At 57.7% G+C, this 12,019-nt stretch carries 11 protein-coding genes; 3 read left to right on the forward strand and 8 right to left on the reverse strand.

Translation table 11 applies throughout. The features are described 5' to 3' along the window. Positions 1-77: 77 nt before the first annotated feature. From istB to EO133_RS18555, 4 genes are all read right to left on the reverse strand, one after another. The gene (gene istB / locus EO133_RS18540; RefSeq protein ID WP_127071376.1) at positions 78-869 is read right to left on the reverse strand and encodes an IS21-like element helper ATPase IstB; all 792 of its coding nucleotides are present in this window, start codon (positions 867-869) and stop codon (positions 78-80) included. After that, on the reverse strand, positions 859-2,385 hold the full coding sequence (gene istA, locus EO133_RS18545; RefSeq protein WP_127071377.1) for an IS21 family transposase: 1,527 nt from the start codon (positions 2,383-2,385) through the stop codon (positions 859-861). The genes istB and istA overlap by 11 nt, the downstream gene beginning before the upstream one ends. A gap of 166 nt (positions 2,386-2,551) precedes the next feature. Next, the gene (locus EO133_RS18550) at positions 2,552-3,085 is read right to left on the reverse strand and encodes a flavin reductase family protein (RefSeq protein ID WP_127074140.1); all 534 of its coding nucleotides are present in this window, start codon (positions 3,083-3,085) and stop codon (positions 2,552-2,554) included. Further along, a complete protein-coding gene (locus EO133_RS18555; RefSeq protein WP_127074141.1) occupies positions 3,082-3,624 on the reverse strand; it encodes a MarR family winged helix-turn-helix transcriptional regulator in 543 nt (180 codons plus the stop codon). The genes EO133_RS18550 and EO133_RS18555 overlap by 4 nt, the downstream gene beginning before the upstream one ends. 423 nt (positions 3,625-4,047) lie before the next feature. On the opposite strand from EO133_RS18555, the gene EO133_RS18560 reads away from it, so the two are divergent. Both EO133_RS18560 and EO133_RS18565 read left to right on the forward strand, forming a co-directional pair. After that, complete coding sequence (locus tag EO133_RS18560; protein ID WP_127074142.1) at positions 4,048-4,758, forward strand: type IV toxin-antitoxin system AbiEi family antitoxin domain-containing protein; 711 nt, start codon at positions 4,048-4,050, stop codon at positions 4,756-4,758. 2 nt (positions 4,759-4,760) lie between these two features. Then, positions 4,761-5,678 carry a nucleotidyl transferase AbiEii/AbiGii toxin family protein gene (locus tag EO133_RS18565; RefSeq protein ID WP_127074143.1) on the forward strand — a complete coding sequence of 306 codons (918 nt, stop codon included), beginning with the start codon at positions 4,761-4,763 and terminating at the stop codon, positions 5,676-5,678. Between the two features lie 453 nt (positions 5,679-6,131). On the opposite strand, the gene EO133_RS18570 is transcribed toward EO133_RS18565, so the two are convergent. Genes EO133_RS18570 through EO133_RS18585 form a run of 4 tightly spaced genes read right to left on the reverse strand, consistent with a single transcriptional unit; the run spans position 6,132 to position 10,694 of the window. Continuing rightward, complete coding sequence (locus EO133_RS18570; RefSeq protein ID WP_127074144.1) at positions 6,132-7,742, reverse strand: alpha/beta fold hydrolase; 1,611 nt, start codon at positions 7,740-7,742, stop codon at positions 6,132-6,134. A gap of 51 nt (positions 7,743-7,793) precedes the next feature. After that, positions 7,794-8,591, reverse strand: a complete 798-nt coding sequence (locus tag EO133_RS18575) for an ATP-binding cassette domain-containing protein (RefSeq protein WP_127074145.1) — start codon at positions 8,589-8,591, stop codon at positions 7,794-7,796. Positions 8,592-8,596: 5 nt separating this feature from the next. After that, a complete protein-coding gene (locus tag EO133_RS18580) occupies positions 8,597-9,766 on the reverse strand; it encodes an ABC transporter permease (RefSeq protein ID WP_206513550.1) in 1,170 nt (389 codons plus the stop codon). Continuing rightward, positions 9,705-10,694 carry a substrate-binding domain-containing protein gene (locus EO133_RS18585; RefSeq protein ID WP_164735100.1) on the reverse strand — a complete coding sequence of 330 codons (990 nt, stop codon included), beginning with the start codon at positions 10,692-10,694 and terminating at the stop codon, positions 9,705-9,707. The genes EO133_RS18580 and EO133_RS18585 overlap by 62 nt, the downstream gene beginning before the upstream one ends. Positions 10,695-10,803: 109 nt before the next feature. Between EO133_RS18585 and EO133_RS18590 the strand changes: the two genes are divergently transcribed. Next, complete coding sequence (locus EO133_RS18590; protein ID WP_127074148.1) at positions 10,804-12,012, forward strand: ROK family transcriptional regulator; 1,209 nt, start codon at positions 10,804-10,806, stop codon at positions 12,010-12,012. Positions 12,013-12,019 lie beyond the last annotated feature (7 nt).

Here is a 12,019-nt window from a genome sequence, read left to right on the forward strand (position 1 = left end):
CTGTTGATTTCCATTGAGAAGTGACCCGGTTTTTTCACCGAGAATTGACCCGCTTCATTGATATGATTTGGGTTCGGTCACGTGGTCAAGTTCGGTGTTTTCTCCTTTTTGGTTTTGTCGGTTTTCGCCGAGCTGTTTTTGAACCGGAAGCTGTCATTGCCGGTTTCGAGGATGTGGCAATGATGGGTGAGCCTGTCGAGCAATGCCGTTGTCATTTTGGGATCCCCGAACACGCTGGCCCATTCGGCAAAGCTCAGATTGGTGGTGATGATGACGCTGGTGCGCTCGTAAAGCCTTGAGAGCAGATGGAAGAGCAAGGCGCCTCCAGACGCGCTGAACGGCAGGTATCCGAGCTCATCGAGAATGACCAGGTCGGAATGAATGAGCCTGTTGGCGATCTGACCGGCCTTGCCCTGGGCTTTTTCCTGTTCGAGCGCATTGACCAGCTCAACGGTTGAGAAGAAGCGCACCCGTTTGCGATGATGCTCGATGGCTTGAATGCCCAGGGCCGTTGCGATGTGGGTCTTGCCTGTTCCCGGACCACCCAGGAGGACGACGTTGTCGGCTTTCTCGATGAAGGCGCCGATATGGAGCTGACGCACCAGAGCTTCATTGACCTCGCTGCTGGTAAACTCAAAGCCCGAGAGATCCTTATAGGTGGGAAAGCGGGCGACCTTGAGCTGATAGGCGATCGACTTCGTCTCGCGTTCGGCCATCTCAGCCTTGAGCAATTGCGAGAGGATGGGCACAGCCGCCTCAAAGGCTGGAGAACCCTGCTCGGTGAGTTCACTGACCGCCTGAGCCATGCCTGCCATTTTAAGGCTCTTGAGCATGATGACCAGAGCTGCACTTGCCGGATCATGACGCATGGCGCACCTCCCGATCAGTGCGAAGGGTGTCGTAGCGTTCGACATTGGCCTGCGGCTCCTTGCTCAGGGCAAGCGCCTGCGGCGCCTGGACCGGAGGAACGGTTCCCGGTTTGGCATCGATGAGCCTGTGCAGCAGATTGAGAATATGGGTCTTTGTGGGCACCCCGGCGTCGAGCGCCATCTCGACAGCTGCGAGCACTGCCTGTTCATCATGATGAAGAACGAGGGCCAGAATCTCGACCATCTCCCGATCACCACCGGGTTTGCCCAAAAGATGGGTCTGGAGGTGACGGAACGCTGCCGGCAGTTCGGCAAAGGGTGCACCATTGCGCAATGCACCGGGCTTGCGCTGGATCACGGCCAGGTAATGACGCCAATCATAAACAGTTTGCCCGGCCCCATGATGCCGCTCGATGATCCGCGTGTGCTCGCAAACAATTTGCCCTTCGGCGACAACAACGATGCGGTCTGGATAGACCCTGACGCTGACGGGTCTGTTGGCAAACGAGGCGGGTACGCTATAGCGCACGCGCTCGAGGTGAACCAGGCAGGTGGGCGAGACGCGCTTGGTGTGCTCAACAAACCCATCGAAGGCCCGCGGCACGGCCATCAGATATTGGGCTTCAACCCTCCATGCATCGGCAACCGTTCCCGGTTCGGTGCCATGAGCCATCTCTTCCCATAGGGCCACGCAGCGCTGCTCGAGCCAGAGGTTCAACTCATTGAGCGAGTTTGCACGCGGCAGGGGTTGGAAGAGCCGGTGACGAACATCCTGCACGTTCTTTTCCACCATTCCCTTTTCCCAGCCGGCTGCGGGATTGCAGAACTCGGGCTCGAACAGAAAGTGGCTAGCCATGGCCGAGAACCGGGCATTGACCTGACGCACCTTGCCGCGCCCGACCTTGTCGACCGCACTTCGCATATTGTCGTAGATCCCCCGACGCGGAACGCCACCAAAAGCCTTGAAGGCCTGGTTATGGGCATCAAACAGCATCTCGTGGGTCTGGAGCACATAGGCTCTCACGACAAAGGCTCGGCTGTAGCAGAGCTTGGTGTGGGCCACCTGAAGCTTGATGCGCTCCCCTCCAATCTGCGCCCAGTCCTCGCTCCAGTCGAACTGGAAGGCCTCTCCGGGATCAAAGGCCAGAGGAACGAACACGCCCCTTCCGGTCGTGTTCTGTTCGCGCAGGCGCTCCTCTTTCCAACGGCGGGCAAAGGCTGCCACACGGCCGTAAGAGCCATCGAAGCCCAAAGCCACGAGATCAGCGTGGATCTGCTTGATGGTGCGCTTCTGTTTGCGCGGCTTGCGGCTCTCAGACCGCAGCCAAGCGGAAAGCTTCTCGGCGAAAAGATCGATCTTGCTCGGTCGATCGGGAACACGAAACTTCGGCTCGACAGCCTCAGCCCTGAGGTATTTGCGGATGGTATTCCGGGACAAACCCGTGCGCCGTGCAATCTCCCGGATCGATAGGCCGTCTCGGAAATGCCAGCGCCGGATAACGCTCAAAAACGCCATGTCCAACACTCCATAAACTCCCGCCCAAAACGAGCAGGATAGCGTTCAAACATGGGTCAGTTCTCAGTGAAAATACCCCCCAAAACCGGGTCACTTCTCAGTGGAAATCAACAGCGAGGCGATATGCTGTGCGCCAGTTTTCACCATGGCGAGTTCCTCCATTGTGTCAGTAGTGAATATCGAGCGGCCAGGGGGCCACGTCTGTTGTTTGCTCGAGCCGTGCGTAGCGGCCTTTGGAAAAGACGAGGGGTTGTCGGTCGGGAGCCGATTTCAGGCGCACAACTTCGGCGACAAAGAGCACATGATCGCCGCCATCATGGGTCGCCCAGCGGCGGCATTCGAAGGCAGCGGCCACGCCGGTTAATACGGGGGCGTCTGCGAAGCCGCGCTCGAAATGCGCGCCCTCCCACTTATTGGTGCCGGCGCGCGCAAAGCGGTTGGAAATCGCTTGCTGGTTGTCAGCCAAAACATTGATCGCATAGCCGCCTGCGGCCTCCCATTGCGGTAGGCTCATCGCGCGTCGGTCGACACTGAAAAGAACAAGCGGTGGATCGAGCGAGAGCGAATTAAACGAGCTCATGGTCATGCCAATATCCTCGTCCTTGCCGCGACAGGTCACGACACAGACACCGGTTGGAAACTGACCAAGCGCATGCCGAAAGGCGCGTCCATCAAGAGCTGGTTTTTCCAAAGCGCTCATTGATCTGCCCTCTCGGTCCCAATCAAATAGTCCGAGAGGAGGACGGCTTTTTCCGCACTCGATCGCAGCGCACCGGCAAGGGCGCGAACTTCGGCAAAGTTCTCGCCGGTTACCGGCTCGAACAACAAATCGTTGACCTCCTGCTGGACGGGCGCCAGTTGGCCAAGCAGGTCGACGCCTTTGGGCGAAATTTTGAGGTGCACACGGCGCTGATCATCTGGGTTGGGTGTTTTGGTGATCAGCCCGAGTTTGACCAGCTTGGTGGTTTCGCTGGTAACGAAAGGGGCAGAGAAGGCGAGATGATCGGCGAGCGCTTTTACCCCCACGCCAACATCGCCTTGCAGCTGCCTAACGCTGATCAGCAGCGTGTATTGAACGCCGGATAAGCCGACAAAGCCACCGAAACGGGCTCGGATTTGCTCGAGACGAGCGGCAAAGGCCAGGAGGTTGTGGACCATCTCGCGGAATGCGTCGTCCTTGCCAGCGATCAAAAGCTCCTCCCGTCCCACCGTGCGTTCGAATTGGATGTTTTGCTTCACCAGCGCCTCCCGTAGGTAGTGTGGTTAGATAATTAGGTAAGTTAATTAGTTTGTCAAGAATGCATGTGAAATTTCACATCACTTGGTCGATAGGGGCTGATGGAGATCGTCCAAATGCTGGGACTATTGCTTGGGATGGGCTTGGAACCCGAAAGCTGGCTTTTGAAGCGGACTTTCGCTGTCTGGTTCGACGGCGGGAACTGTTTATTGTTCATCCTTCATCTTCGGCAGAAGATCGCCCCGAAACGGAATCGTCTGACGTCAGCTGAAAACGGATGATTCTAGAGTCGCTCAGTTGTGGCTAAACGAGCCCAACGCATCGATGACCCTAATGCTGTGATTCATAAAGCCAAACTTTATAAATCAAGAGGTTTCTGAAACCAGCTATCTTGACAGCGCGAGAACGCAGCCTATTTATATAGTATGACTTTAGAAAAGTACGGACTTCTGAAACAGGTGCTGACACATGCCCGACCGGGCCAGCCGCTGACAGCGGCCTGGCTCGCCGAGCAGGGCGTGTCGGCGCAGCTAGCCTATCACTACGTTCAGGCGGGTTGGCTCGTCAGGCTCGGGCATGGCTGGTTCCTGCGCGCTGGAGATGAACCGGTACTGCTCCTTTCCCTGGAGGCCTTGCCGGGCAATTTCCATATCGGCGGCAAGACAGCGCTCGCCTGGCACGGTTACCAGCACAATCTTGCCCATCGCCCCGATACCGAACTTTTCGCGCAAGGCCCGTTCCGTTTGCCTGAATGGATGCAGGCGCATTTTCCGCTCACAGTGCGGAAGCGTCACCTTTTTGACGATCATGCCCAGGGCGTTGCGCTGTGGCGCGACATGGCGAGTCTGCGGGTTGCCGAACCTGAACGCGCCGTTCTGGAAATGCTGTGGGGGGTCCCGCAACATCAAACGCTGGAAGAGGCTACCCATCTCGTCGAAAGCCTGTTCGGTCTGCGCGCGACGCTGATGCAACCGCTTCTGGAAAGTTGTCGCAGCATCAAGGCGGTGCGGCTTTTCCTGAACCTCGCCAAACAGGCCTCCCTCCCCATCATGGAGGAACTCGACAGGACCCGGATCCGCGCCGGATCGGCCACGCCCTATGTACGCCGCCACGCAACCGGCACGATCAGGACCTAACCGTGGACAAACGCTATTTCGAGACCGTGCAGCTTCTGCTTGATGTCGCACCACTCATCTTTCGGGGTGGGGATTTCGCCATGAAGGGCGGCACGGCCATCAATCTTTTTCACCGCGACATGCCCAGGCTCTCGGTTGATATCGACGTGGTCTATATTCACGGAGATCGTGTTCGCGAGGAAGCGCTCGGCGCCATATCCCAGGCACTGGATCGGGCAGCGACCGAGCTGGAGCGGCGCGGACTTGCCGTCAGGCGGCAAGCATCGACCGGCACCGGCGATATTAAGCTGTTTGTGCGCCGGGGTCGTTCCGAGGTCAAAGTTGAGGTCAACCCGGTCGGTCGCGGCACGCTGCTGCCCACGCTCCCGGCCGAACTCTGCGCATCGGCGGCGGATGAATTCAAGCGCTCCCTCAGGCTGCCGATCCTGGCGCCTGCGGAACTCTATGGCAGCAAACGTGTCGCCGCGATGGATCGACAGCACCCGCGCGACTGGTTCGATTGCCTGCTGCTACGCCAGAACGAAGGGCTGACCACCGACATACGCCAGACATTCGTCGCCTATGTCGCTGCCCACAATCGCCCTGTCAACGAAATCCTGACGCCGAACCCGCAACCGCTCGAGGCCACCTATCGCAATGACTTTGTCGGCATGACGCGGGATGAAGTCGGCCTGGAAGCACTTGAGGAAACCCGCATCTGGCAGTTCGAGGCGTTGCCTAAAAGCCTGACAGGAACGGAGCGGGATTTTCTCATCGGTCTGAAAGCTGGAGAACCCGACTGGAGCCTCCTGCCGTTTCCCTCACTGCAGTACATGCCCGCCGTGAGATGGAAGCTTGAGAACATTCGTAGGCTAAAGCAGTCTAACCCGCGTAAACACGCCGACCTACTGGCACGATTGGAAGAGAAATTAGAGCTGTGAGGATTCACACGCCGGCCTATTTGGGAAGTCAGGTTACAATTCGTGGCCTTATGCGCCCCCTATTTTCCTGACGATTTATTGTATCGACTGCCCTTAAAACAGCGCGACGGTACCTCCCACGACCACTCCTTTGACAGTATTATGGCTCGTTCTCCATCAATGGCCAGCCAATATACTTTGTCTCGGTATCGACATTGCGTCTCTGCATGAGCGCTTTTCGACGTTGGTGATTGCGTTTCAACCCACGGGCTGCGAGATTCTTTCGACAGAAGCGCGGCGCATGCTACCCGAGCGCAAATACACCCCGCCCGGGCGTTCCCTGTTTCTGCAGTCATGCGCGATGCCACGACTCCGAAACCGCATCCTGCAAGGATCCCTTGTTTGGGCCCGTTCGCGAAATGCGGCATTAAAAAAAGGGCGACCGGAAGGTCGCCCGAATGCCGGTGTGATCGCTCAAGACTTGTTGGGTAGCTGCGCCCCAAATGACCAAAAGGGCGGAGCATTTTCCACCGCCTCCCTCAATGAACGTGGCTGGGGTAGATCCGTCATGGGCTTGTCGGCCATGATATTGAGCGCGAACGTGACCATATGGTCGCGCATATAGACGGTGCTTTCTGGTCCCCATTCGTTTTCGCCGTGGGGTCCACGCACGGTGACGAAGGCCTTTGGACCTTTGGCGCGGCGATAGATTTCGAGCGAGCCTTCAAGCGATTCAGAATAGTCCCAGAGACCGCGGCCGATAAAGACACCCGGCCAGCGATCAACGGTTGCCAGTGTTTCGCTTGAGAGAAACATTTGAACATTGAGGTCCAGCCGCCGAGAGGCTTCGACCAGGGAATCGATGGGCGCGCGATAGCCCAAGCCCGAAGGAAAGGGCGCAAACAGGATCGCGGCGCGAACATTGTAGCCGAGCGGTCCGTCTTGCTTGACGTCCCCGCGCTCGAAGTCGCACCCGCCTACGAAATTCTTGTGCATTGCCCAGCAGGTGATCATGCAGCCCTGTGACGCCCCGGTGATGATCACAGGCACGTCCTTGGCGCTCGTATTTTCCGCTAAGAGCAAACCTGCGGCGCGATCGCCCTCAACCAGCTCACCTCGGGGTGTTAGAACTCGCAAGCCCTTTCCAGTTTCAAGCGCATCAAGAGCCCTAAAGATGTCTTGGGCTTGCTCGTTTGTATTGGAGTCGTTTTGGCCGCCTGAGATCCCATGCCCGCGCTTATCGAAAGTCAGAACATCAAACCCGGCCTTCCAATAGGCGAGAATGTGATTGGTCCGCCATCCAGCTAGCCCCCAGCATTCGTTCTGCGCAAAGCCAACGCCGGTTGGATTGATCATCCATTTTTCCCTGGAGTCTTCCCAATATATTGGGGGTTCGCTGCTGCCTTGGATTGCCGTTGTCTCCATGGTCCGACCGGCATTGACAACGACCACGGCGCGAACGTGTCCACCCTTTCCGTCCGGAACGCCGCGGCCGCGCAGATGCCAGCCGCGAAGCTTGATTGAATCACTTAGCCCCAAATGTATGGTTTCATGGGGTTCGCGCGGCACCGTGAACTCGACGATGCTGGTGGCCCCATCTGCTTGTGCGATGGGTTCATTAAACGGCGCCTGACCAAAGAATGCTGGTCGGCGAATGGTGCTGAGGTCCACATCGCCTTCCGGTTCGATCCGCCCGCGAGGATCAAGTGTTCCGGTTGCTCGGAACTGATGGGGGATGGCGATGTCACGGCGTGCCTCGAAAACGAGCTCCATGGCGTCGCGGTCCCGAAGGGATTTCCACCGCATCTTGATGGCTTGGTCGGTGAATTCATCGACATAAAAGTCCCCGACATAGCCCTTTGGCGGGGTTTGAGCCAGGGGCGTGAAGGGCACAAGTTCTGTGCTTCCATCAGGATTGGTCACACGATAGGCAGGGAAGAGTTTGTTCTGATCCCATCCTAGATGCACCATGCCGTCCGGCTCGTCTTCTGTGCTTGAAACGAAAGGCCCCGCTTGGGGAAAATGAAACTGGCTCACGCGCATCATGCCCTCGATCCAATCGAGGTCGGTCTTTTTCTCGTCCATAGGGGCGTTTCCTTCTAGTCAGGCGAAAATGGGAAGGTTGGCGCAACGCTTTCAGGCGCGCATGTCGTCTTCAAAGGCGGAGAGTTCTGCTTGGAGGTGCTCGATTGCCTCGCCGCCCGCCATAAGGTTCAGGACTTCGTCCCGGGTCTTTTCGTTGCGGCCAAATCGAGCCAGGACCCGGCCATGGGCGAGCACCACAAATCGATCGCCAACCAGTTCGGCATGGCGCGCATTGTGGGTAATGAAGATGATGCCAACGCCTTGTTCTCGGGCCTTTTTGACCATGATGAGGACCTTGGCGGCCTCTTTCACGCCCAAAGCGGAAGTCGGCTCATCCAGAATGAGCACCTTGGCCCCGAAATACATGGCCCGGGCAATGGCCAGAACCTGGCGTTCACCCCCTGAAAGGGTGCCCACCAGTTGGTCGCCGCTGTTCACTCGCGTAATGCCGAACATTCGCATTTGTTCGACGGCAATCGTGTTGGCTTTGTCGATGTCCAACCAGCGAAACGGACCGATCGTGCGTGTCGGTTCAGCGCCAACAAAGAAATTGCGACCGACCGACATCATAGGAATGGTGCCAACATCTTGGTGCACGGTTGCGATGCCCAATTGCCTGGCCTGACGGGGGCTTGAGAGTGTGGTGGGGACGCCATTAATCAGCATCCGGCCCGTGCTTGCGCCGTGATACCCCGACAAAATGCGAATGAGCGTAGATTTTCCGGCGCCGTTGTCGCCAAGGAGGCAAACGATTTCGCCAGGATAGACATCGAGGGATACATCGGTCAGCGCCACGATATTGCCAAAGCGCTTGGAAACTGACTTCAAGGTGACGAGTGCTGTTGTCATGGGGCTCACCGTGCAGATAGCGCTAGGCGCCGGAACTGGCTATTGACCAGGACGGCAGCAACAAGAAGGGCGCCTAGGAACAATTGGATCCAGTCGGTGTTCCAACCTGAATAGAAAATGCCAACGCTAATGATGCCATAGAGAGCCGCGCCAAAGGCGATACCGACCGCAGACCCATATCCACCTGTGAGAAGGACGCCGCCGATGACGGCCACGATTGGCGCCTGGAATACGTAACCTTGACCGTTCGCCGCGTTGCCCGAATGAAACTCGATGGTTTGCATAATGCCGACCAGCGATGCAGCGAGTGCCGTGGTTACAAAGAGCGTCACCTTAACGCGGGCGGTGGGAACGCCAGCTCCACGGGCGCCATCGAGATTTCCCCCAGTGGCATAGATCCAATTGCCAAACGGGGTCCGACGCAACACCCACAAAGCGATAAGGGTGAGTGCGATCCACCAGAGGATCGAAATGCTGGCCTGGCCCCAACGTGCTGCAAACACGGCATTTGCCAGGGGATCAGAAACCATCGAAGTGGAAGTGGTATTGGTGAGCCAACGCGAGATGCCAAGCGCTGCTCCAGCCACCCCGAAATTGCTCGCGAGCGTCACGATCAGGGAGGGAATTCCAGTCTTTATGACGAGAAAGGCGTTAAGCAGGCCGATCGCAGCAGCGCTCACCAATGTCAGCCCGATCATGAGCCAGACATTGACCCCAAAGAGCGTGCAGCCGATGGCCAGCATGATGGAGCTCGCGCCCAAGACCGATCCGATCGACAAATCGAGTTCGCCTGCCATCATCAGCATACCTACCGCAAGGGCGATGATGCCGAGTTGCGAGGCGATATTGAGCCAGGCAGCTTGACCGTTAAACGAAAGAAAACGGGTATGGGACGTGGCGATCGCAAAGAAAACGAAGATCACGATCAATGCGATCGCCACACCGGCCTCGGGGCGGACCACGAGGCGTCGCCATTGGGAGGATGGCGCGTTCCGACTTTCCGAAGATGTCGATTTAAGAATATTGGGATTGAGCATTGGGACGCCTTCAAAGAGACTTAAGGGGCGATCCGGCACCCAAAGCGCCGGATCGCCATAGGGTCCGCCGACCGGATCAATTGATGCCGCGGATGCCTGTGTATTGAGCGTTGATGTCGAGGATTGGCTGCGCCTCATCGGCGAATACAAAGCGCGGGCCGATGATCACAGGCTCGGCAGGCACGAGGTCATAGACGACCTTGTGATAGGCAAGGAGCAAGCCATAATAGCCGCTCAAATAAGGCTGGAGATCGATAGCGAAGGCCACTTCACCGTCCCGCACCTTTTCGAGCACTTGTGTCGTCAGACCTGAGCCGCCAATGATGATTTCGCCTGCTCCATAGCCGGCTTCGTCGGCCGCTTGAGCTGCAAGGCTTGCCTGGGTGCCCCCAAGCGTCATGATGCCATCGATCGTGGGATCGGACTCGAGCGCGCCCCGCATGGCTTGGAGATTGGCTTGGGGGTTCTGGGCGTCCTGTAGCGCGATGGTCAGCACCCGGCCTTTCCCACCTGCTTCCTCAATAACACTCAGGAACGCTGTACATGCGGCTTCGAGCGTCGGGTTGCCCGGGACGTGATTGACGCAGAGCGCGTTCTCTACGCCATGATCGCGATGGAATGCGCCGGCTTGGAGTCCCACTTCCTCGGGATTGTAGCCCACATAGCTTATGGCGCCATTCTCCTGCCAGCTGGCAAAACCTCCATCCTGGATGATGACGGGGATCCCCTGGGCCGCCGCGCGCCGAATGATCGGGTTTTGTGCATCGGGAAAGAAATTGCCAACGACCAGCGCATCTGGCTCAACGGCTACGGCCTGGTCAACAACGCGTGCCATGTCGGCCTGCACATTGTTGACGTCTTGAACGGTGGAATACTGGTAGGTGATACCCAGATGAGTCGCGGCATCATCCGCGCCCTTTTTCAGCGCACTGAAGAAGGGATCGAACAGAGGTCCCGAGACCATGATGATTTGAGGCTGTGCGCTTTCTTGTGCCAAACTGGCAGGCCCCACGGCCATTATGGTGACGAGCGATGTAGCGATAAGCAATGCGCCTGAACGAAGCATAATCTTCCTCCCCATAGGAAGCCTGACTGAACGGCTTCCCAATCTCCTGACAATCATTTAGTTCTAGGGTGAACTATTAACGCGAGTCAATCGGGGTTGGCGATTATTTATGTCCAGCAATGAACTAATTAAGATTTTTCTATCGGAAGATGTTGGAGCGCCTGCGTACAAGGTCGTACGCGCTTTGGCCGAGCGTGGCTCGGCCAGTGCGATCGAGCTCTCGCGGCACACGGGATTGGCAAAGTCGACGATGTCTGCCCTTGTTGCTGAGCTCAAGGACGCGAGCGTCATCATCGAGCCTGAGCCGAGTAAAGACGCTCGCGCATCTAGCCGAGGAAGGCCTGCGGTACAACTCTCGCTCAATCCCCAGGCAGGCACGAGCGTTGGCGTACTGCCGGGCCCTGACTTTATTGGCATCGCGCTTGTTGACGCGGCGCATGGCATCCGAGACGAGCGTTCAGTGGAAATCAAGCCTAACTACTCGGTCGATCAAGGGGTTGAGGCGGTCGCCGAGCTGGTGCAGCAGGCCTATGCCGCAACGGGCTTGCAGCGCGAGACGCTACTGGGGGTAGGATTGGCCATGCCGGGCCCTTTCAATCACCGCACTGGCGTCATGCTGCGATCAACACTCTTGCCCAATTGGGTCGATCTCGACATCGGTGCCCATTTTGCCAAGCGGTTTGATGTGCCAGTGATTGCCGACAATGAGTCCAATTGCGCGGCCATTGCAGAGATGACGTGGGGCGCAGCGCTGGGGCAGCAAGATTTCTTATATGCAAAGTTCGATGAAGGGGTCGGTGGCGCGGTCATTGTTGATGGGCGCGTGCTTCGGGGCGCGCTAGGGGCCGCGGGAGAGATTGGCCATTTCATGGTCGATCCTGACGGACCGCTATGCACATGCGGGAGTCGGGGCTGTCTGGAAGCCATGATGCGCTGGGACGCGATCGTGCGACCAGCGCGTGCCCTTTTTGGTGAGAACATTACGTTTCCGCAGATCGCAGGTCGTGCGCAGGAGGGCGATCCAGGCTGCGTGCGATTAATATCGGACGCTGCGGCTGCGGCCGGACGTGCGCTTGCCGGAATCTGCGCTGTACTCAACCCGCCGCTTATCGTGGTCGGCGGCCGCTATGTCTTGGCGGGCGAGGTGTTTCTGCGCGCGATGCAAGAAAGTTTTGACCGCCATTTTCACATCCGTGACCAGACCGATGGCGGGTCAGTAACCCCTATTGTCGCTGGCACCTTCTCCAACAACCGAGACTCAACACTAGGCGCTGTTGGGCTCGTGTTAAGAGAAAAGCCATTTACCAGAAGCGCATAAACTAAGT

The sequence above is a fragment of the Pelagibacterium lentulum genome (assembly GCF_003992625.1).
GTDB lineage: Bacteria > Pseudomonadota > Alphaproteobacteria > Rhizobiales > Devosiaceae > Pelagibacterium > Pelagibacterium lentulum.

Coding starts and splice junctions, on each gene's coding strand:
- EO133_RS18580 (WP_206513550.1), bottom strand. CDS start 9,766: ATGAGGCGCAGCCAATCCTCGACATCAACGCTCAATACACAGGCATCC.
- EO133_RS18550 (WP_127074140.1), bottom strand. CDS start 3,085: ATGAGCGCTTTGGAAAAACCAGCTCTTGATGGACGCGCCTTTCGGCAT.
- EO133_RS18570 (WP_127074144.1), bottom strand. CDS start 7,742: ATGGACGAGAAAAAGACCGACCTCGATTGGATCGAGGGCATGATGCGC.
- EO133_RS18560 (WP_127074142.1), top strand. CDS start 4,048: ATGACTTTAGAAAAGTACGGACTTCTGAAACAGGTGCTGACACATGCC.
- EO133_RS18575 (WP_127074145.1), bottom strand. CDS start 8,591: ATGACAACAGCACTCGTCACCTTGAAGTCAGTTTCCAAGCGCTTTGGC.
- istA (WP_127071377.1), bottom strand. CDS start 2,385: ATGGCGTTTTTGAGCGTTATCCGGCGCTGGCATTTCCGAGACGGCCTA.
- istB (WP_127071376.1), bottom strand. CDS start 869: ATGCGTCATGATCCGGCAAGTGCAGCTCTGGTCATCATGCTCAAGAGC.
- EO133_RS18585 (WP_164735100.1), bottom strand. CDS start 10,694: ATGCTTCGTTCAGGCGCATTGCTTATCGCTACATCGCTCGTCACCATA.
- EO133_RS18590 (WP_127074148.1), top strand. CDS start 10,804: ATGTCCAGCAATGAACTAATTAAGATTTTTCTATCGGAAGATGTTGGA.